The 18,759-nt window shown below is 69.3% G+C and carries 20 protein-coding genes and 1 pseudogene; 5 read left to right on the top strand and 16 right to left on the bottom strand.

Annotation, left to right across the window (positions count from 1 at the left end; all coding sequences use genetic code 11):
• Positions 1 to 66: 66 nt before the first annotated feature.
• The 11 genes and pseudogenes from ACI3KT_RS17390 to ACI3KT_RS17340 all read right to left on the bottom strand — a co-directional run bounded on the left by ACI3KT_RS17390 (position 67) and on the right by ACI3KT_RS17340 (position 9,568).
• Complete coding sequence (locus ACI3KT_RS17390) at positions 67 to 771, bottom strand: DUF2520 domain-containing protein (protein WP_404905720.1); 705 nt, start codon at positions 769 to 771, stop codon at positions 67 to 69.
• Positions 764 to 2,653, bottom strand: coding sequence for a PH domain-containing protein (locus tag ACI3KT_RS17385; RefSeq protein WP_292907389.1), 1,890 nt, complete (start codon positions 2,651 to 2,653; stop codon positions 764 to 766). Before ACI3KT_RS17385 ends, ACI3KT_RS17390 begins: the two co-directional genes overlap by 8 nt.
• Entirely contained in the window at positions 2,650 to 3,246 is a 597-nt protein-coding gene (locus ACI3KT_RS17380; RefSeq protein WP_292907391.1) for a PH domain-containing protein, read from the bottom strand. Before ACI3KT_RS17380 ends, ACI3KT_RS17385 begins: the two co-directional genes overlap by 4 nt.
• Positions 3,182 to 3,679, bottom strand: a complete 498-nt coding sequence (locus ACI3KT_RS17375) for a DUF3180 domain-containing protein (RefSeq protein WP_404905719.1) — start codon at positions 3,677 to 3,679, stop codon at positions 3,182 to 3,184. The genes ACI3KT_RS17380 and ACI3KT_RS17375 overlap by 65 nt, the downstream gene beginning before the upstream one ends.
• Complete coding sequence (gene folK, locus ACI3KT_RS17370; protein WP_404905718.1) at positions 3,676 to 4,215, bottom strand: 2-amino-4-hydroxy-6-hydroxymethyldihydropteridine diphosphokinase; 540 nt, start codon at positions 4,213 to 4,215, stop codon at positions 3,676 to 3,678. Before folK ends, ACI3KT_RS17375 begins: the two co-directional genes overlap by 4 nt.
• A complete protein-coding gene (gene folB / locus ACI3KT_RS17365; RefSeq protein WP_292907397.1) occupies positions 4,212 to 4,592 on the bottom strand; it encodes a dihydroneopterin aldolase in 381 nt (126 codons plus the stop codon). Before folB ends, folK begins: the two co-directional genes overlap by 4 nt.
• 2 nt (positions 4,593 to 4,594) lie before the next feature.
• Complete coding sequence (gene folP, locus ACI3KT_RS17360; protein ID WP_404905717.1) at positions 4,595 to 5,389, bottom strand: dihydropteroate synthase; 795 nt, start codon at positions 5,387 to 5,389, stop codon at positions 4,595 to 4,597.
• Positions 5,390 to 5,502: 113 nt separating this feature from the next.
• Positions 5,503 to 6,078: pseudogene (gene folE, locus ACI3KT_RS17355) on the bottom strand (GTP cyclohydrolase I); the annotation flags it as partial.
• Between the two features lie 2 nt (positions 6,079 to 6,080).
• Positions 6,081 to 8,081 (bottom strand): ATP-dependent zinc metalloprotease FtsH, encoded by a 2,001-nt coding sequence (gene ftsH / locus ACI3KT_RS17350; RefSeq protein ID WP_292907401.1) that lies wholly within the window; start codon positions 8,079 to 8,081, stop codon positions 6,081 to 6,083.
• A gap of 71 nt (positions 8,082 to 8,152) precedes the next feature.
• Positions 8,153 to 8,704, bottom strand: a complete 552-nt coding sequence (gene hpt / locus ACI3KT_RS17345; protein ID WP_292907403.1) for a hypoxanthine phosphoribosyltransferase — start codon at positions 8,702 to 8,704, stop codon at positions 8,153 to 8,155.
• A 9-nt stretch (positions 8,705 to 8,713) separates the two neighbouring features.
• Entirely contained in the window at positions 8,714 to 9,568 is an 855-nt protein-coding gene (locus tag ACI3KT_RS17340; RefSeq protein WP_404905716.1) for an isocitrate lyase/phosphoenolpyruvate mutase family protein, read from the bottom strand.
• A gap of 110 nt (positions 9,569 to 9,678) precedes the next feature.
• Here ACI3KT_RS17340 and ACI3KT_RS17335 point away from each other — a divergent pair, with 110 nt between their 5' ends.
• A complete protein-coding gene (locus ACI3KT_RS17335) occupies positions 9,679 to 10,272 on the top strand; it encodes a DUF937 domain-containing protein (RefSeq protein WP_292907407.1) in 594 nt (197 codons plus the stop codon).
• A 67-nt stretch (positions 10,273 to 10,339) separates the two neighbouring features.
• On the opposite strand, the gene ACI3KT_RS17330 is transcribed toward ACI3KT_RS17335, so the two are convergent.
• On the bottom strand, positions 10,340 to 10,900 hold the full coding sequence (locus ACI3KT_RS17330) for a TetR/AcrR family transcriptional regulator (protein WP_404905715.1): 561 nt from the start codon (positions 10,898 to 10,900) through the stop codon (positions 10,340 to 10,342).
• 81 nt (positions 10,901 to 10,981) lie between these two features.
• Between ACI3KT_RS17330 and ACI3KT_RS17325 the strand changes: the two genes are divergently transcribed.
• Positions 10,982 to 11,440, top strand: coding sequence for a DoxX family protein (locus ACI3KT_RS17325; protein ID WP_404905714.1), 459 nt, complete (start codon positions 10,982 to 10,984; stop codon positions 11,438 to 11,440).
• A gap of 20 nt (positions 11,441 to 11,460) precedes the next feature.
• On the opposite strand, the gene tilS is transcribed toward ACI3KT_RS17325, so the two are convergent.
• Positions 11,461 to 12,462 carry a tRNA lysidine(34) synthetase TilS gene (gene tilS, locus ACI3KT_RS17320; RefSeq protein WP_307294381.1) on the bottom strand — a complete coding sequence of 334 codons (1,002 nt, stop codon included), beginning with the start codon at positions 12,460 to 12,462 and terminating at the stop codon, positions 11,461 to 11,463.
• Positions 12,463 to 12,538: 76 nt separating this feature from the next.
• Here tilS and ACI3KT_RS17315 point away from each other — a divergent pair, with 76 nt between their 5' ends.
• Positions 12,539 to 13,177, top strand: a complete 639-nt coding sequence (locus ACI3KT_RS17315) for a TMEM175 family protein (protein WP_404905713.1) — start codon at positions 12,539 to 12,541, stop codon at positions 13,175 to 13,177.
• Between the two features lie 51 nt (positions 13,178 to 13,228).
• Here the strand turns inward: ACI3KT_RS17315 and ACI3KT_RS17310 are convergent, their stop codons facing one another.
• The gene (locus ACI3KT_RS17310) at positions 13,229 to 14,020 is read right to left on the bottom strand and encodes a 3-hydroxybutyrate dehydrogenase (RefSeq protein ID WP_404905712.1); all 792 of its coding nucleotides are present in this window, start codon (positions 14,018 to 14,020) and stop codon (positions 13,229 to 13,231) included.
• Between the two features lie 47 nt (positions 14,021 to 14,067).
• Positions 14,068 to 15,438, bottom strand: a complete 1,371-nt coding sequence (locus ACI3KT_RS17305; protein ID WP_404905711.1) for an MFS transporter — start codon at positions 15,436 to 15,438, stop codon at positions 14,068 to 14,070.
• Between the two features lie 144 nt (positions 15,439 to 15,582).
• Between ACI3KT_RS17305 and ACI3KT_RS17300 the strand changes: the two genes are divergently transcribed.
• Complete coding sequence (locus tag ACI3KT_RS17300) at positions 15,583 to 16,551, top strand: LysR family transcriptional regulator (RefSeq protein WP_404905710.1); 969 nt, start codon at positions 15,583 to 15,585, stop codon at positions 16,549 to 16,551.
• A gap of 60 nt (positions 16,552 to 16,611) precedes the next feature.
• A complete protein-coding gene (locus ACI3KT_RS17295; RefSeq protein ID WP_045257580.1) occupies positions 16,612 to 17,103 on the top strand; it encodes an inorganic diphosphatase in 492 nt (163 codons plus the stop codon).
• Between the two features lie 84 nt (positions 17,104 to 17,187).
• Here the strand turns inward: ACI3KT_RS17295 and ACI3KT_RS17290 are convergent, their stop codons facing one another.
• Entirely contained in the window at positions 17,188 to 18,564 is a 1,377-nt protein-coding gene (locus ACI3KT_RS17290; RefSeq protein WP_307294371.1) for a peptidoglycan DD-metalloendopeptidase family protein, read from the bottom strand.
• Positions 18,565 to 18,759 lie beyond the last annotated feature (195 nt).

Genomic DNA, 18,759 nt, shown 5'->3' with positions numbered 1-18,759 from the left:
CTCCGGCGGGCGCTGAGGCCCGGCGCGCGCCTCCGGCGCCTCGCCCTGCAGTACGAGACGGGAGCGTCAGATCAGGGGCGGAGGGTCGGATGCTTCGCGCAGCGCGCGCTCGACGGTCGACTGCACGAGGGCCGAGAGGTATCCGCCGGGGTTCTCCACGCCGATTTCGCGAAGCTGCGCCGTCGACTGGCCGATGATCGAGCGGGAGAACGCGGTGACGGCCTCGATCGCGTCGGCGTATGCTGCGCGGTCGGCCTCGGCGACGACGATCGGCTCGCATCCGATCTCCACGGCGAGCGCCTGCGCGATCGGCAGCACGGCCGGCGGCGCGGTCACCGCGGCGTACCCCGCCTGGAGCTGACGCAGATCGATCGATGTTCCCGTGAAGGTGATCGCCGGATGCACGGCCAGCGGGATGGCGCCACGCTCTGCGGCCGGGCGCAGCACCTCGATGCCGAACGCGGGATCGGTGTGCAGCACGATCTGCCCGAGCTGCCATCCGCCGATCTCGGCGATGCCAGCGACGAGTCCTGGGAGCTGCTCGTGCGGCACCGCGACGATCACGAGCTCGCTGCGACGCACCACGTCGAGCGCATCCAGCACGGGCACGTCCGGAAGCACGGCCGAGGCCCGCTCGTCGTCGGACCCGGAGGTGATCCCGACGACGGCGTGGCCCGCTCCGGCGAGCGCGGCTCCGACCACGGGTCCGACGCGACCCGCGCCGATGATGCCCACGCCGAGGCGACCATCGCGGCGCTGAACCTCACTCACCGTTCGACTCGGTCGTCGGCGGCGGTACCGCGGCCGGCGCGGGCGGTGCCGCCGGCGCAGGCGGTGCCGGGTAGGTGGGCGGTGCCGGCGGCGCACCATACGCAGGCGGTGCCGGGTAGGCAGGTGGTGCAGTCGGCACACCATACGCAGGCGGTGCGGGCGGCACACCATACGCAGGCAGCGCGGAGACCGGCGCCCCCACGGGCTGGGCTGGTGCAGCCGGGTATGCGGGCGGGGGCGCTGCAGCAGTCTGCACGTGCTCGCCCCAGCGGTGCGTCTGATCGCGGGCGGCTGCGAGCACGGCGGCCCGGCTGACGCCGTTGATCAGCTCGAGCGCGTCTGCACGCTCCAGCCCAGACAGCGTTCCGGTGATCGGCCCCTGCACCGAGTGCACCTGGGCGCCCGAGACGCGCTGGGCACGATCGATCGGTCCCTGCGACAGCGACACGCCCTGCAGGCGCGCGAGCGGGAAGATCGCGAGCTTGCGCCAGATCGTTCCTCGTCGCAGAAGCAGCCCGAATTCGGTGAGCGCATAGCCGTGGCGCTTCCACGAGACCGGGCGACGCCACCATGCTCGGCCGGGCATCGTGCGGTACGGGTCGCCTGCGACGGGGCCGAGGATGCCGTGCTCCCACACGAGCGGGATGTCGGACGCGGGCGCATCGGGCAGGATCAGCCCGAGCACGCGCTCGACGTCGGCCCGCTTGCCGACGGGCAGCACGATGTTGAACTGCTGTGCGCTGCCGGACTGCTGCTGCGCGGCGCTCTTGCCGCCCATGCGGTTGATCTTTATCGTCCACCATCCGAACGGGCGCCACAGCAGCGACTGCGAGACCTCGACGGCGAAGATGCGCCCCGGCGGCAGGGTCTCGGTGACCGTCGTGAGCAGACCGTAGGTGATGCGCACCCCGTCAGGAGTCGGCGCGATCGAGTAGCGCAGCGACTTCGAGATGCGCGCCCACGTGATGCCGACGATCGCGAGCACCATGGGCACGCCGATGCCGAGGCTGAATCCGATGGTGAGCGCCCCACCGAGCGGGTCGCCATCCAGCACCGTGCCGATGAGCACCCCGCCCATCGAGATGAGGAAGATCAGTCCGAAGAAGATCACCCACGCCAGCGTTCCGATGAGCTCGGCGCCGATGAGGCGCCCGGTGGGGATCCTGACGACGCTGTGCGGGGCGACGTCGGCGAGGTCGACGCCGTTGATCATGCCCGTGACGCCGTTGTTGACCTCTCCTCGCAGCTGAGCGCGAGCAGAGACGGATGAGGGAGCGGATGCTGACGCCTCACCCTGTCGCGCGGCCCGCGCGCCGGAGGCGAGGCGCAGGATGTCGGCCCGCACCGCTTCAGCCGTCGACGTCGCGAGGTAGTCGAGCTCGACGTTCGCGTCGTTGCCGGCGCCGACGACCTCGAGCTTGGCAAGGCCGATGATGCGCGCGGGGAAGGGCCGGGTCAGGTTCACGCCCTGCACGCGGTCGAGCGGCGCACGGCGGTGCGAACGGAACACGATGCCCTTGCGCACCTCGACGTGGTCGCCGGTGATCCGGAACTGCTGGAACCGCCAGATCACCCAGAACACCGCGATCAGCACGACCACGACGCCCAGCACCGACAGCAGCGCGACGATGGCGAGGTTGTTCGACAGCACCCAGTCGACGGGGTCGCCACCGTACTGGTCGTAGTGGGCGTCGGGCTCGAACAGGTCGACGACCCAGCCGATCAAGCGCTCGCGCAGGTTCGCAATCACGAAACCGCCGATGACGATCAGCGCCAGCCCGCCCTTGAACAGCGGGGTGAGCGGGTGCATCCGGTGCCACTCGCCGTCGGCGAGCGACGACGACGCACCGACCTTCGACGGAATCGGCGGCTGCGTGCTCACAGGCCGGTCCGGCGCGTCTCGGCCACCTGAATGAGGGTGTCGCGGAGAGCCTCCGCAGCATCCTGCGTGAGCCCGGGGATCTGCACACCGGTGGTCGCGGCGGCGGTCACCATCTTCAGCTGCGACACCCCGAAGGCGCGATCGAGCGGACCCTGGGTGATGTCGACGAGCTGCATGCGGCCGTAGGGCACGGCGATCATGCGCTGCCACAGGATGCCCTTGCGGAACACGATGTCGTCGGCGCGAAGCATGTATCCGATCGCCCGCGCCTGGCGGGGCAGGATGATCAGGGTGGCCAGCGTGAGCACGACGATGACGCCCGCGGGGATCAGCACCCATGTCTGCTCGAAGCCCAAGAACGCCACGAGGGCCACGACAACGACCACCGCGATGAAGATCACGTTCTGCACGATCTGCGAGGCGACGTAGCGCGGCGAGATCTGGTGCCAGACGCCGTCGAGCTCGAGCCTCGATTCGTTGCGAGCCGTGCGCAGCTGAGAGTAGGTTCCCTGGTCGAGAGCCGACGCGTCAGTGACTGCCGCCGAATTCAGCGGGGCCGGGATCGGCATGGGGCTCTCGGGGTTCTGAGTCATCAGGATCCTTCGGAAGGGTGCAGAACTGTTCGGCGACCAGTGCCGCGACCACGAGCACGACCGCGCTCACGATCAGGGCGACCATCGCCACAGTCGACCCTACCTGCGGATCGATCGGACGTGACAGGAGGAACACGAGCAGGCCCGCACCGAAGCCGCCCATGATCGCACCGAGCAGGCTCGACGCTCGCGCGAGGGTCACGGCTCGCATGGCACGGAAGGGATCGATGCGGACGCCGGTGCGCACGCTTCTGCGCACGGGCCACGCGAGAGCGAGGGCGGCGCCGCCGATGATCACGAGCAGCACGGGCAGCAGCAGCGACGGGGTGAAGGTCGCGCGGCCCATCGTCGTGAGCACCTGGTCGAGAACGAACCCCGCCGCCACCCCGATCAGGGCGAGGAGCACGAGGAGGCCGGCCGAGGTGCGCTTCATCCGCGCTCCCGTCGACGCAGCTCCGCAGCGAGCGCGGCGACCCGGCCGTGCCCGGGGAGCACCGCGTCCGGATCCAGATCGAGCCACGGCTCGAGCACGAACAGACGCTCGAACGCGCGCGGGTGCGGCAGCAGCACGTGCGGGTCGGTCGAGGTCTCCTCGCCGTAGGCGATGAGATCGAGGTCGAGCGTGCGGTCGCCCCATCGCTCGTGCCGCTCGCGACCGTTCTCGTCTTCGATCGCGTGCAGCATGCCGAGCAGGATGCTGGGGGCGAGCCGGGTCGTGATCAGCGCGACGGCGTTCACGTAGCCGGGCGCATCGGGGTCGGGGCCGTCTACGGTGAGCGCGACCGTCTCGTGCAGCGGGGAGAGCCGGACATCGCTGACGAGCGGAAGCCGAGCGATGCGCTCGGCCGCCGCGCGGATCGTGCCGTCGCGGTCGCCGAGGTTGGCGCCGAGGGCCACAACCGCGACGGTCTCGGGGCGGCCTTCGCGGGGTCCGGGGACGTGCGGCGGGTTCGCGAGATTGCGGCTCATTCCGCTGCCCCCTTGCGGCCACGGTTCACGGTGACGGCGACGTCGGCGAAGGTCAGCGGAATCGGCGCGTGCGGCTTGTGGACGGTGACGCTCGCGAACTGCACGCGCGGGTCGTCGAGCACCACATCGGCGATGCGCTCCGCGAGCGTCTCGATGAGGTTCACCGGCTCGCCCGCCACCACCGCGGCGATCTTCTCGGCGAGTTCGCCGTAGTGCACGGTGTCTGCAACGTCGTCCGATGCCGCTGCGTCGCGCAGCTGCATCGCGAGTCGCACGTCGATCGTGAACTCCTGGCCGTTCTCGCGTTCGTGGTCGTAGACGCCGTGGCGGCCGAACACGGTGAGTCCGGTGAGGGCGATCTGATCGATGAAGTCCATGCTCATCCTTCCCAGGCGTGCGCGATCGTGAGGGCGTCGCGCGTGGACGCGACGTCATGCACGCGCACGGCCCAGACTCCGGCGCGCGCGGCGAGCGCACTCGTGACGGCGGTCGCGAGATCGCGCCGGGCTTCAGAGACGTCGGCGCCGCCGAGAGCCTCGGCGAGGAACCTCTTGCGGGAGGTTCCGATGAGGACCCGCGGCCCGAGCGCGACGATCTCGTCGAGTCCGCGCAACACGTCCCAGTTCTGGGCGCCGGCCTTGGCGAATCCGATACCCGGGTCGAGGATCAGCCGAGACGGGGCGATGCCGGATGCCGCAGCCTCCCCCATGCGCTCCTGGAGCTCTCCCGCGACCTCGCGGGCGACCCGGCGGTAGTCGGCGTGGGCGTACATGTCCGAAGAGAACCCTCGCCAGTGGCCGATCGCGTAGTCGGCTCCAGACTCGGCGACGGCGGCCCGCATGTCGGGGTCGGCGAGTCCGCCCGAGACGTCGTTCACGATGCGCGCGCCCGCCCGGACTGCGGCCGCTGCGGTCGAGGCGTTGAGCGTGTCGATGCTCACCGGGACGCCGGCGGCCGAGAGCTGCTCGATCACCGGCAGCACCCGTTGCTGTTCCGTCTCGGGGCTGACGCGCTCCGCTCCCGGCCGGGTCGACTCTCCGCCGACGTCGAGCACGCTCGCTCCGTCGGCACGCAGCTTCAGTCCACGCGCGACGGCGCTGTCGACGTCGAGGTAGCGCCCGCCGTCGCTGAACGAATCCGGCGTCACGTTCACGATGCCCCAGATGCCGGTCATGAGGACTCTCGGTCGTTGAGCGAGGAGCGCAGCGACGAGACGAAACGCTCGGCCCCTGAGCCCGAGAACTGGTTTCCTGAGCCAGAGATTTGGGTCCCTGAGCCTGTCGAAGGGCCGATCAGCGCGATGAGCTCGGCGCGAGCCGCGGCATCCGTGTACTCCCCGCGTGCCGCGATCGTGAGCGTCGACGCCTCGGGCTGACGGCCCCCGCGCATCGTGACGCAGCCGTGGCTCGCGTCGAGCACGACGAGCACGCCGCGGGTGTCGAGATGCTCGGCGATCGTGTCGGCGATCTGCTCGCCCAGCCGCTCCTGCACCTGCGGGCGGGCGGCGAGGATCTCGACGACCTTCACCAGGGCGCCGAGTCCGACCACCTGCTCCCCGGGGAGATAGGCGATGTGCGCATGACCCGCGAACGGCAGCAGATGGTGCTCGCACACCGAGCGGAAGAGGATGTCGCGCAACAGCACGGCGCCCGACGGCAGCGTGTCGGGCGCAGGGCCCCGCGTCACGCTGATCGTGCGCGCGAGGGGTGCCGCGGCATCCGCCCCCACGCCCGAGAAGAACTCGGAGTACAGCTCGGCCATCCGCGCGGGTGTCTGCTTGAGCCCCGGGCGATCGGGATCCTCGCCGATCGCCTCGAGCAGCTCATGCGTGAGGCGTTCGACGCGTTCCCGGTCGACGGCCACGGTCACGCCGTCGCAGGTCGTGCGTGACCGGCACCTGCCGATCCCGACTGCGTGCGAGGAGCCGCAGCGGGGGCCTCGACGGATGCTGCGAGCGACACGTCCTTCTTCGGCACCTCGATCGGAGGCCGCTCGGACACGGGACGCTCGTTGCTCGAGAGCCACAGCGGGCGCTCGGGCAGCTTGCGCACCTCGGTGAAGATCTCGGCGATCCGGTTGTGGTCGAGGGTCTCCTCCTCGAGCAGGGCCAGAGCCAGCTTGTCGAGGATGTCGCGGTTGTCGCTGATCACCTGGTAGGCCTCGTTGTGCGCCTGCTCGATGAGCGCGCGCACCTCCGCGTCGACGCGCTCGGCGATCGTCTCGGAGTACTCGCGACCGCGACCCATGTCGCGCCCGGCGAACGGTTCTCCGCTCTCGGAGCCCAGCTTCACCGGGCCGAGCTCGGTCGTCATGCCGTACTCGATCACCATCTTGCGGGCGATCGAGGTCGCCTTCTCGATGTCGTTCGAGGCGCCGGTCGTCGGGTCGTGGAAGACGATCTCCTCGGCGACACGGCCGCCCATGGCGTAGGTCAGCTGATCCTGCAGCTCGTTGCGGGTCACCGAGTACTTGTCGTCGAGCGGCAGCACCATCGTGTAGCCGAGAGCCTTGCCTCGGGGCAGGATCGTGATCTTCGTGACGGGGTCGGTGTAGTTCATCGCCGCCGCGGCGAGAGCGTGACCGCCCTCGTGGTACGCCGTGATGAGCTTCTCCTTGTCCTTCATCACGCGCGTGCGGCGCTGCGGGCCGGCGATCACGCGGTCGATGGCCTCGTCGAGCGCGCGGTTGTCGACGAGCTGCGCGTTCGAGCGGGCCGTGAGCAGCGCGGCCTCGTTCAGCACGTTCGCGAGGTCGGCGCCGGTGAAGCCCGGCGTCTTGCGCGCGACGACCTCGAGGTCGACGCTCTTCGCGAGGGGCTTGCCCTTGGCGTGCACTTCGAGGATGCGCTGTCGACCCTTGAGATCGGGGGCGTCGACGCCGATCTGGCGGTCGAAGCGGCCGGGGCGCAGCAGCGCGGGGTCGAGGATGTCGGGGCGGTTGGTCGCCGCGATCACGATGACGTTCGCGTTCGGGTCGAAGCCGTCCATCTCGACGAGCATCTGGTTCAGGGTCTGCTCGCGCTCGTCGTTGCCGCCGCCGAGACCGGCGCCGCGGTGACGGCCGACCGCGTCGATCTCGTCGATGAAGATGATCGCCGGGGAGTTCTCCTTGGCGACGTTGAACAGGTCGCGCACGCGAGAGGCGCCGACGCCGACGAACATCTCGACGAAATCCGACCCGGAGATCGAGTAGAAGGGGGCCCCTGCTTCGCCGGCGACGGCGCGGGCGAGCAGCGTCTTGCCGGTTCCTGGAGGGCCGTACAGCAGCACGCCCTTCGGGATGCGGGCGCCGATCGCCTGGAACTTGGCCGGGTCCTGCAGGAACTCCTTGATCTCGTGGAGCTCTTCGATGGCCTCATCGGCACCGGCGACGTCGGCGAAGGTGACCGTCGGGGTCTCCTTGTTGACGAGCTTGGCCTTGGACTTGCCGAACTGCATGACCTTGCCGCCGCCGCCCTGCATCGAGGAGAGCAGCCACCAGAACAGCAGGCCGAGCAGGAGCATCGGGATCAGGAGCGAGAGGAAGCCGTCGAACCAGCTCGCGCGCGGCACGGCGTCGTCGAAGCCCTTCTTGGGGGCGGCCTCGTCGATCGCCGCGACCACGTCGGCCGCACGGGCCTGGACGTAGTAGAACTGCACGGTCTTCGACCCCTCGAACTCCTTCGACAGGGTCATGTCGACGCGCTGGTCGCCGTCGGTGTTGACGACCTCGCTGACCGTCTCACCGGAGAGCAGCTTCAGGCCCTCCTGCGTGGTGATCTGCTTGGGACCGGCGAGGTTCGAGATCAGCAGGAACCCGCCGACGAACAGCAGACCGATCAGCGCAACGTAGATCAGCGGATTCCGGCTGAGCTTCTTCACATCCATGATCGAATCAGAGTATCGCGCGCGTCCTTGCGGTCGGCTGTGCGTTCACCCACGGCGTACCCCTCGAATCGTCAGGCGTACACGTGCGGCGCGAGCACCGCGACGTCGCGGAGGTTGCGGTAGCGCTCGGCGTAGTCGAGGCCGTAGCCCACGACGAACTCGTTGGGGATGTCGAAGCCCACGTACTTGCAGTCGATCTCGACCTTCGCGGCCTCGGGCTTGCGCAGCAGCGCGAGCACCTCGATCGACTCTGCTCCGCGGGAGCCGAAGTTCTCCAGCAGCCAGCTGAGGGTCAGGCCGGAGTCGATGATGTCCTCGACGATCAGCACGTGCTTGCCGTTCAGGTCGCTGTCGAGGTCTTTGCGGATCTGCACCACGCCGCTGGACTTCGTGCTCGTGCCGTAGCTCGACACCGCCATCCAGTCCATCGGGGCGTGGAACGGCAGCGCGCGTGCGAAGTCGGCCATCACCATGACGGCGCCCTTCAGGACGCCGACGAGCAGGAGCTCCTTGCCCTCGTAGTCGGCGGCGACCTGCGTCGCGAGCTCGTCGAGCTTCGCGATGATCTCCTCCTCGGTGACGAGGATCTGGGAAAGGTCGTCCTGGATGTCCGCGGCGCGCATGGATCGATTTTAGGTGATGGAATCGGATGCCGCGGCACGCGGCATCCGGTCCTCTCGGCCGCCGAGACGGTGCTGCATGTCGGCGTACGAGGCCACCCCGTCGAGGAAGCCCAGCGTGCCCGACTCGCGCAGCTCTCGACCCGCACGCTCGACGGCGTCGTAAGCGGCCCGCGCGATGCTGCCCCCGACGCTGACCCGCGCGACTCCGAGGGAGAAGAGAGCAGGCGCGTCGAGCACCGGGGCAGTGAGACCCGCGACCATGTTCACCGGCGCGGCGATCTCGACCACGAGCCGGCGGATCGCCTCGGCGTCCCTGACGCCGGGCACGAAGATGCAGTCGGCTCCCGCCGCGATGAACCGCTCGGCCCGCGCGATGGTCTCGGCGAAGGGATCGCCGTCGAAGCGCGAGAAGTAGGCGTCGGTGCGGGCGTTGAGGACGAATGTCCCCGCGGGCGCCGCCGCCCGAGCCGCTGCGACGCGCTCGGCCGCCTCCTCGATCGGAATCAGAGCGCCGCCGACGGCATCCTCGATGTTCCCTCCCGCGATGCCGAGCGACGCCGCCCGTGCGACGGTCTCCCCCACCTCGGCTGCGGTGGCGCCGTAGCCCGCCTCGAGATCCGCCGAGACCGGTACGTCGACGGCCGTCACGATCTCCGCCACGGTCTCGAACATCAGATCCGCGCTGAGCGGCCCGCCGTCCGGCAGCCCCCGTGACCAGGCGATCCCGGCGCTCGTGGTCGCGATGGCGGGGAACCCGAGCTGCGCCAGGAGGCGAGCGGAACCGGCGTCCCAGGCGTTGGGGATGAGAAACCCCCGGCCCCTGTGCAGCGCGAGCAGAGTCTCGGCTCCGAGGTTCCCGGCCATGCGCGTTCTCCATCCGTCGACTTCTCCGGTGGCGAGGTGTCGCCGCAGGTCGCGCCCCGGTACTGTGAGCGGAAAGAGGCGCAGACGCCTGACAACCGGAAGGATCCACCATGGCCCTTGACGACATCCTCTCGCAGGTTCCGATCGACGACATCGCCAAGAAGCTGGGGGTCTCCCACGATGTCGCGAAGGAAGCCGTGGCGCAGGGCGGCGCTGTGCTTCTCGGCGGCCTCGCGAAGAACGCCTCGACCGATGAGGGGTCCTCGGCGATCGAGAACGCCCTCAAGCGCCATGAGGGCACGACGGGCGTGACCTCGGTCGACGAGGTCGACGAGGCCGACGGCGGCAAGATCGTCTCGCACATCCTCGGCTCCGAGAAGCAGGACGTGACAGAGAAGCTCACCAAGTCCGACAAGACTGCGGGCATCGACTTCGGAAAGCTCCTGCCGATCCTCGCGCCCATCATCATGGGCCTGATCGCGAACGCGAACAAGAGCAAGTCGTCGGATGCCGGATCCGGCGGCGGCGGAATCGGCGACATCATCGGGGGTCTCCTGGGCGGCGGCTCGAGCAGCGGGTCCGGCGGATCTTCTGGCGGCGGACTCGGCGACATCCTCGGGGGCCTGCTGGGCGGCGGCTCGAGCAGCGGGTCCGGCGGCGGACTCGGCGACATCCTCGGGGGTCTTCTCGGCGGCAAGAAGTAACCACGACGCGGATCGGCGGCCGGGGCGGATGCCCCGGCCGCCGTTGCGTGCGCGGAAGGTGCGTGCGTCAGGCGTCGTCGCCGAGCAGCTGGCGCGCGGCCGCGAGGGTGAGCCGCTCGAGATCGGCGCCGGGCAGCGCCCCGGAGAGCATCAGGTCGGCCAGTCCGTGCACGATCGCCCAGGACGCCTGTCGGGCGTCCTCCCTTCCGATGCGGATGCGGTCGTCCGGCACGGAATCGAATCCCGCCTGAAGCAGACCGGCCGCACGCGCCTGAGCCTCGTGCAGCACGGCATCGTCGGGGTCGAGCAGCGAGGGTCGGAACATGACGGCGAAGTGCCCCGGGTGCGCGGTGGCGAACTCGACGTAGGCGACGGCCGTGCGGGCGAAGTCGCGCGCGTCGACCGACGGTTGCAGCGCATCGCCGAGCAGCTCGAACCCCTCGGCGGCGAGCGCCGTGAACAGACCCCGCCGGTCGCCGAAGTGGTGAGCGGGGGCGGCGTGCGACACCCCGGCCCGTCGCGCCAGATCGCGAAGCGACAGCGCCTCGGGCCCCTCGTCCGCGACGATCTCTGCGGCGACGCGCAGCGCCTGGGCCCTCAGGCTCCCGTGGTGATAGCGATCGGCCATTCCCTTACTCTACCCACTATCTAGTCATTGACAAGTTCTCCATGGCAGGTCTAACTTGTCATTGACTAGATCGGAGACTCCATGGCCCCCTTCCTCGCACTGGTGGCGGTGACGCTCACGTGCCGCCTGCTGGGCGCACTCGGTGTCGGCTACGTGCAGACCTGGCCCGACGCTCTCGCGGTCGGACTCGCCGCGATGTTCCTGCTGACCGCGAGCGCGCACTTCCTGCAGCCGCGGCGCGACGGTCTCATCGCCATCGTGCCGGCCCGGCTGCCCCAGCCCGGCCTGATCATCACGGCCACCGGCATCCTCGAGATCCTCGGTGCGGTCGGCCTGCTGATCCCCGGCACAGCGGCGCCCGGCATCCGGACGGCTGCGGCAGTCTGCCTCGCCGCGCTCATGATCGCGATGTTCCCCGCCAACGTGCGCGCAGCGACCGGGCAGCGGCATCCCGCGGCGCCGCACACGCCGCTCGTGCCCCGCACGCTGCTGCAGATCGTGTTCATCGCGAGCGCCGTGTTCGTCGCCGTCGCCGCCTGAGCGGCGGCCCGATGCTCTGCTCAGCGAGCGGCGGGGGCGGACGCCGTGAACACGATGCGGCCACCGACACGCGCGGCGAAGCATCCGGGCAGCCCGATGGGCCCCTGACCGGACCAGTCCGTGACGAGTCGCGCGACTTCGAGCGTCTGCAGACGGGTCAGACTCGCTCCGAACTCGCTGCCGACGACGAGGCGGATGATGCGGTTGCGCAACGCCGCCGGGTTCGCCGCGAGCGCTGCGACGCTCACCGAGATTCCCGCCTCGGCGTGCTCGACGATGTCCTCGATCGTCTCGTGGATCATCTCATCGAACGCCTCTGCGTCTTCGCGCAGCTGCTCGGCTGTGCGCGCGAGCGCCTCTGCGATGCCCGGTCCGAGTTCGGCCTCGAGCACGGGCAGCACGCGTTCGCGGACGCGCACGCGAGCGAAGCGGTCGTCGACGTTGTGCGGGTCGTCCCAGAATTCCAGATCGGATGCCGCACAGAACGCCCGCGTCGCCTCGCGTCGCACACCGAGAAGAGGGCGCAGCCAGCGGATGCCGTCGTCGTCATCGCGCACAGGCGCCATGCCCTGCAGGCTCGCCGCTCCGGAGCCTCGCGCGAGGCCGAGCAGCACGGTCTCAGCCTGATCGTCGAGGGTGTGGCCCAGCAGCACCGCGGCCGCGCGGGTATCCAGGGCGGCATCTCGCAGCACCCCGTAGCGCGCCTCGCGGGCGGCGTTCTCCGGACCGCCTTCACCTCCGACCGCGACCTTCACGATCAGCGGATCGATGCCGAGACCGGCTGCGATCTGACCGGCGCGCACGGCGACGCCATCCGACCCGTCCTGCAGTGCATGATCGACCGTCACCGATGCGACGCGCAGACCCCGCTTCGGGGCCTCGAAGGCGACGGCTGCGGCGAGTGCGAGCGAGTCGGCACCGCCCGACAGCGCGACGATCACAGTCGCCCCCTCGGGGAGGTCGGCGAGCGAGGTGCGAACGGCGAGGCGGATCTCTGCGATGGCAGGTGAGAGCGACGGCACCCCTCAACGGTAGATCACACGCCCGCCCCCGCGCGCCCGGCTCGGGCGGAGTTCGTGCGGACACTAGTCTGGCGCCGTGACAGATCGCACCAGCACCCAGTCGTATCGAACCGAGCGGTTCAAGGCCTTCGTCGACGCGGTCGTCGCGATCGCGATGACGCTGCTGATCCTGCCCCTCATGGAGTCGGTGTCCGACGCAGGGGCGGCGAAGCTGACCACCTTCGAGTTCCTCGCAGAGCACACCGGTCAGCTGATGAGCTTCCTGCTGAGCTTCTTCCTCATCGCGAACTTCTGGATGGGCCATCATCGGCAGTACGACGAAGTCACCGCAATCACCCGGCCGCTGCTGCTGTGCAACGTGCTCTGGATGGCGACGATCGTCTGGCTGCCCGTCCCCACGGCCATGCTCGGGCAGATGGACACCGACCCCCTCCAGCAGGTGGTCTACATCGGCACGCTCATCCTCACGTCCGTGGCGACGCTCATCGCGCGGGCGTATCTGCTGCGGCATCCCGAATTGACCACGGCCTCCGCCGACCGCATCCGCCACGGCGCGGCCGCCGACGTGGCGACGATCGTGCTGTTCGCGATCGCCCTCGGCCTGGGCATCGCGATCGGCCCGGTGGGGTACTTCGCATTGCTGCTGCTGCTGTTCACCGGCCCTCTGGCACGGTTGGTCCTGCTCCTGTGGCGCCGGCAGGCTGATGTCGGGTAAGACCGGCGACAGATCACGCACGGTTGCTTCCGCGCCGGGGAACCGGCGGAATCAGCGTGCCGACCAGCCGCCGTCCATCGTGTAGCTGGCCCCCGTCACCATGGCCGCCTCATCGCTCGCCAGCCAGGCGACCAACGAGGCCACCTCCTCCGGCTCGATCAGTCGCTTGATGGCGCTCTCGGTGAGCATGATCTTCGCCAGCACGTCGGCCTCGGGGATGCCGTGCACCCGCGCCTGGTCGGTCAGCTGCTTCTCGACCAGGGGCGTGCGCACGTAGCCGGGGTTCACGCAGTTGCTGGTGACTCCGTGCGACCCGCCCTCGAGGGCGGTGACCTTCGACAACCCCTCGAGTCCGTGCTTCGCGGCGACGTAGGCCGCCTTGAAGGGTGAGGCCCGCAGGCCGTGCACAGAGGAGACGTTCACGATCCGGCCGAAACCGCGCGCGTACATCCCCGGCAGCGCGGCTCTGATCAGCAGGAACGGCGCCTCCAGCATGAGCGTCATGATCTGCCGGAACTGCGCGGGGTCGAAGTCCTCGATCGGACTGACGTGCTGGATGCCCGCGTTGTTCACGAGGATGTCCGCTTCGGCGAGCGCCTCAGCCAGCCGGTCATCGGCCACGGATGCCGGGTCGAGGAGGTCGACGGTCCACGCCGTACCTCCCACCTCCGCCGCCGCGGCCTCGCAGGCGTCTCTGTCTCTGTCGGCGACGACGACGTGCGCGCCGCGGGCGGCCAGCGCCCGGACGACCGCCAAGCCGATGCCGCTCGCTCCGCCCGTCACCACGGCGCGACGGCCTGACAGGGCTGCGGCGTCCGACGTCGGTGCGTGCAGGTCGGTCATGAGGTCTCCTCGGGAGGGGGGGGATGGATGCCGGGCGGGGCGGTCGCTCAGCCGCCGACCCGCGCCGTGGTGAGGCCGTGGCGGCGGGCGTCGGCATCATCGATGTCGTGCAGCGAGACTCCTCGTGTCTCCTTCAACGTGATCACCGCGACGGCGGTGACGGCGCAGGCCAGAGCGACGTAGACGGCCACCGGGAAGCCGGAACCGTACTGCTGCAGCAGCGCGGTCGCGATGATGGGCGCCAGAGAGCCGGCGATGATCGAGGTGACCTGATAGCCGAGCGAGACGCCCGAGTAGCGCATGCGGGTCGGGAACATCTCGGCCATGATCGCCGGCTGGCCCGCGTACATCAGAGCGTGGAAGCACAGTCCGATCGTGACGGCGGCGATGATGACGATCGGGTTCTCCGTGTCGAACATCGGGAAGGCGAAGAACGCCCAGCTGGCTCCGAGCACGGCGCCGGCGAGGTAGACCGGCTTGCGCCCGACGGCATCCGACAGCCGGCCCACCTGCGGGATCACGAGGAAGTGGACGGCGTGCGCGACCAGCAGTGCGAGCAGCAGCTGGCTCGTGTCGTAGGCGTGCACGGTCTTCAGGTAGACGATCGAGAACGACACGATGATGTAGTACAGGATGTTCTCCGCGAAGCGGAGCCCCATCGCGCCGAGGATGCCCTTCGGGTACTTGCGCACGACCTCCAGCACGCCGTAGCTGACGGCCTTCTCGGCCTCGACCTGCGCACGGGCCTCGAGGAAGATCGGAGCCTCGCTCACGTGGGTGCGGATGTAGTAGCCGATGATGACCACGATCGCGGAGACCCAGAACGCGACGCGCCACCCCCAGCCCAGGAACTGGTCGGACGGCAGTATCCACGACATGCCGAGAAGGACGAGCGTGGCGAGCAGGTTCCCGACGGGCACGGCCGCCTGCGGCCAGCTCGACCAGAACCCGCGGGACTTCGACGGGCTGTGCTCAGCGACCAGCAGCACGGCGCCGCCCCACTCCCCGCCGACGGCGAAGCCCTGGACGAAGCGCAGGAGCACGAGCAGCGCCGGCGCCCAGTATCCGATCGCGGCGAAGCCGGGAAGGCACCCCATCAGGAACGTGGCGACGCCGACGAGGATGATGGTGATCTGCAGCGTGTGCTTGCGGCCCAGCTTGTCGCCGATCTGACCGAAGACGATGCCGCCGAGCGGGCGCGCGATGAAGCCCACGGCGTAGGTGAGGAAGGCGGCGATGATGCCGTCGAGCTCGGTGCCGGCATTCGGGAAGAAGTAGCTGCCGAAGACGAGCGAGGCCGCAGTGGCGTAGAGGAAGAACTCGTACCACTCGACCACCGTGCCGACCATCGAGGCCGCCACGATCTTCTTCAGCCCGGACGTCTCGGTCTCGGGCTTCACCTGCCTGCTGACGCTCATCAGTGCACTCCTTCGTGTTCTGGTTCGTTCCGGGTTCCGGCCCTGAGCCGACATCGCGCTCGGTGAGGCCTGAGCCAGTATGGGCATCCGCGCACCTGTGCAACAATGACCAGTCCAGCAGATGATGAGTGCAGAATTGCAGATATGACCCCTATCGCTGGCTCGTCCGCCCCGAACCCGCACGATCTCCTCATCCTGCTCGCGGTCGCGCGAACGGGCAGGTTCACGACAGCCGGCGAGAGCCTCGGTCTGAACCACACCACCGTCTCGCGGCGGATCGCGGCGCTCGACGCCGACCTCGGGGGACGCACGCTGGCGCGCACCGCGGGCGGCTGGGACCTCACCGAACTGGGCCGTCGCGCGATGCGCGCCGCGGAGGACGTGGAGACCGCGGTGGGCGCGATCCACGGGAGCGAAGAGCCGAGCGATCAGGTCAGCGGCGTCGTGCGCATCTCGGCGACCGACGGATTCAGCGCCTTCGTGATCGCTCCCGCCGTCGCGCAGCTGCGGAGACGGCATCCGAAGCTCAGCGTCGAGATCGTGAACGTGACCCGCCGTGCCCTGCAGCATCGTTCGGGTCTCGACCTCGAGGTCGTCGTCGGACAGCCCCAGGTGCACCGGGCGGAGGCGATCCGACTGGGCGACTACACCCTCGGCATGTACGCGTCTCGCGACTATCTCGACGAGTTCGGCGCGCCCACGGGGATCGCCGAGCTGAGCGCGCATCCGCTCGTGTACTTCGTGGACTCGATGCTGCAGGTCGACGATCTCGACGCGCCTCGGCGGCTGGTGCCAGGGATGCTCGACTCGCTCAGCTCCACGAACGTGTTCGTGCACGTCGAGGCGACTCGCGCGGGGGCCGGGATCGGATTCCTGCCGTGCTTCCTCGCGGACCGGCATGCGGATCTCGTGCGACTGCTCCCCGAGGAGTTCGCCGAGCGCCTGCCGTACTGGATGGTGCTGCGCCCGGATTCCCTGCGTCAGCCCGCCGTGGCCGCGGTTGCGGACGCACTGCGACGGCGCACCGCCGCCGTGCAGGACGCCCTGCGGGGAATCGAGCCGCGCGGAGGCGCCCGGCTGGACGACTCGGGCACTGCCTCGCCGCCCGAGTAGGCTGGTCGGCGGCATCCGACCGAAGTTTTCGGCATCCATCCGATATCAAGGAGCACACGCATGGGCGCACACGACGCCGTCATCGAGATCCCGCGCGGCAGCCGCGTGAAGTACGAGGTCGACCACGAGACCGGACGAGTGCACCTCGACCGCGTTCTCTACACGACCTTCGGCTACCCGGCCGACTACGGCTACTTCGACAACACGCTCGGCGAGGACGGCGACCCGCTCGACGTGCTCGTGCTCCTCGACCAGGCCATCTACCCCGGCGTCGTCGTCGAGGTGCGCCCGGTCGCCGTTCTGAAGATGAGTGACGAGGCCGGCGGAGACGACAAGCTCGTGGCCGTCCTGTCGAAGGACCCGCGGTGGGCCCACATCCAGGACATCGGCGATGTCGCCGAGTACACGAAGAAGGAGATCGAGCACTTCTTCGAGCACTACAAGGACCTCGAGCCCAACAAGTGGGTCAAGGTCGACGCGTGGGGCGACGCCGCCGAGGCGCAGCGCATCCTCGACGAGGCGATCGTCCGCTTCCAGGAGCAGGGTCACTGACGTCATCCGTCACTGACGACGAATCCCCCGGTCGCATCGCGGCCGGGGGATTCTCTTCGTTCGGGGGCTCTGACGAGCGGATGCTCAGACCGAGATGCCTCGCGCCGCGAGGAAGTCGATCGGGTTCGTCGTCTTGCCGTTGATGTAGACCTCGAAGTGCAGGTGGCAGCCGTTGGACGACCCGGTCGTTCCGGCGTATGCGATGACCTGACCGGCACTCACCGACTGGCCGTTGCTCACCGCGAAGCCGCCAGGGCGGATGTGCCCGTACCCGGTGCCCACGCCACCACCGTGATCGATCTTGATGTAGTTGCCGTAGCCGGAGTGCAGGCTTCCGTTGATGCCTGCATACACGACGCGGCCCGAATTCGCGGCGTAGATCGCCGCCCCGCAGCCGTTGGCGAGGTCGACGCCGTAGTGGAAGGTGGAGCACCCGCTGCACGGTGCCGGGCGAGGGCCGTAGCCGGAGCTCCGATGGCCGCCCTGCGGGCGCACCCACCCGTCGCGTCCGACTGTGCCGCCTCCGCCACCGCCGCCGCCTCCGCCACCGTTGTTCGCTGCGGCGGCAGCAGCGGCAGCAGCCTCGGCTGCCCTGCGCTGTTCTTCGGCGACGCGCACGCCCTCTCGGTAGCCGGCGACCGTGGTCGCTGTGGCATCCTTCAGGGCGGCGAGCTGGGCCTGCATGGTGGCGAGGTTGGCGGTCTGCTCGGCGAGAGCAGCCTGCGCCGCATCCGCTGCAGCCTGCGCCTCGATCATCTTCTGCTCGGCGATCTTCTGCAGGCGGTCGCGTTCGGTCTTGGCGACGACGGCCTGATCACTCAGCGACTGCGCGGCGTCGCGCGAGGCGGTGGCCGTGTCGTAGATCTTCTGCGTATACGCGTAGACCTTGTCCATCGTGCCGAGACGCGAGAGCAGTTCGTCGGCGTTCTCGGATGAGCCCGAGAAGAACAGTTCGAGAGAAGCGTCGTCGCCACCGTCACGGTAGAGCTGAGTGGCGACCTGGGCGGCTTTGCGCTCGGCCTCGTCAGCAGTCGCCGCCTGGACGTCGGCCTTGGACTGCAGCATGTCGGCCCTGGCCGCGGCGTCGAAGAACGCCTGCTGCGCCTCGTAGAACGCCTGACCAGCCGCTTCCGATGCGGCCTGCGTCTCGGCGACCTTCTGGGTCAGACTGTCGATGAGGCCCTGAATGCGAGTGACCTCGGAAGCCTTGGCCGACTCGTTGGCCATGGCGTTCTGCACGTCGTCCCAGCTGGGGTACGACGCGGCGTATGCGGCGGAGACCCCGCTCGTCACGCCGAAAGCGCTGAGGGCCACGGCACTGAGCGCGCCGAGACCGAGGGCGTGACGGCGGCTGAGCGAACCGTTCTTCCAGAAGGCGCGACTCTCAGCAGGAGTGGGTGCGCATCCGCAGTCTTCGGATGCCGCCTCCGCACTCTCTGCGATGGATGACTTGTCGTTCACACGGCCCCTTCCGCCGGTTTCACTCATGCCACACTAACAACAACTTTCACATCCGCAACAGGCTCTGGGATGCATCCGTGGGCACGGTGAACAGCACCCATGGTCCTCCGAAACACGCCCGGGCGTAAGCAGACTCGCCCTCGATTCGCGATTTGGTCAAAACATCCCTTATGCTTGAGCGTCGGCAAGGAAGTC

Source organism: Microbacterium sp. ZW T6_19 (assembly GCF_044987465.1).
GTDB lineage: Bacteria > Actinomycetota > Actinomycetes > Actinomycetales > Microbacteriaceae > Microbacterium > Microbacterium natoriense_A.
This window is presented reverse-complemented; position numbering and strand designations above follow the sequence as displayed.

Excerpts from the sequence above, each read along its gene's own strand:
- ACI3KT_RS17380 (WP_292907391.1), bottom strand. The coding sequence starts at position 3,246 with ATGACTCAGAACCCCGAGAGCCCCATGCCGATCCCGGCCCCGCTGAAT.
- ACI3KT_RS17375 (WP_404905719.1), bottom strand. The coding sequence starts at position 3,679 with ATGAAGCGCACCTCGGCCGGCCTCCTCGTGCTCCTCGCCCTGATCGGG.
- folK (WP_404905718.1), bottom strand. The coding sequence starts at position 4,215 with ATGAGCCGCAATCTCGCGAACCCGCCGCACGTCCCCGGACCCCGCGAA.
- folB (WP_292907397.1), bottom strand. The coding sequence starts at position 4,592 with ATGGACTTCATCGATCAGATCGCCCTCACCGGACTCACCGTGTTCGGC.
- folP (WP_404905717.1), bottom strand. The coding sequence starts at position 5,389 with ATGACCGGCATCTGGGGCATCGTGAACGTGACGCCGGATTCGTTCAGC.
- ftsH (WP_292907401.1), bottom strand. The coding sequence starts at position 8,081 with ATGGATGTGAAGAAGCTCAGCCGGAATCCGCTGATCTACGTTGCGCTG.
- hpt (WP_292907403.1), bottom strand. The coding sequence starts at position 8,704 with ATGCGCGCCGCGGACATCCAGGACGACCTTTCCCAGATCCTCGTCACC.
- ACI3KT_RS17340 (WP_404905716.1), bottom strand. The coding sequence starts at position 9,568 with ATGGCCGGGAACCTCGGAGCCGAGACTCTGCTCGCGCTGCACAGGGGC.
- ACI3KT_RS17335 (WP_292907407.1), top strand. The coding sequence starts at position 9,679 with ATGGCCCTTGACGACATCCTCTCGCAGGTTCCGATCGACGACATCGCC.
- ACI3KT_RS17330 (WP_404905715.1), bottom strand. The coding sequence starts at position 10,900 with ATGGCCGATCGCTATCACCACGGGAGCCTGAGGGCCCAGGCGCTGCGC.
- ACI3KT_RS17325 (WP_404905714.1), top strand. The coding sequence starts at position 10,982 with ATGGCCCCCTTCCTCGCACTGGTGGCGGTGACGCTCACGTGCCGCCTG.
- ACI3KT_RS17310 (WP_404905712.1), bottom strand. The coding sequence starts at position 14,020 with ATGACCGACCTGCACGCACCGACGTCGGACGCCGCAGCCCTGTCAGGC.
- ACI3KT_RS17305 (WP_404905711.1), bottom strand. The coding sequence starts at position 15,438 with ATGAGCGTCAGCAGGCAGGTGAAGCCCGAGACCGAGACGTCCGGGCTG.
- ACI3KT_RS17300 (WP_404905710.1), top strand. The coding sequence starts at position 15,583 with ATGACCCCTATCGCTGGCTCGTCCGCCCCGAACCCGCACGATCTCCTC.
- ACI3KT_RS17295 (WP_045257580.1), top strand. The coding sequence starts at position 16,612 with ATGGGCGCACACGACGCCGTCATCGAGATCCCGCGCGGCAGCCGCGTG.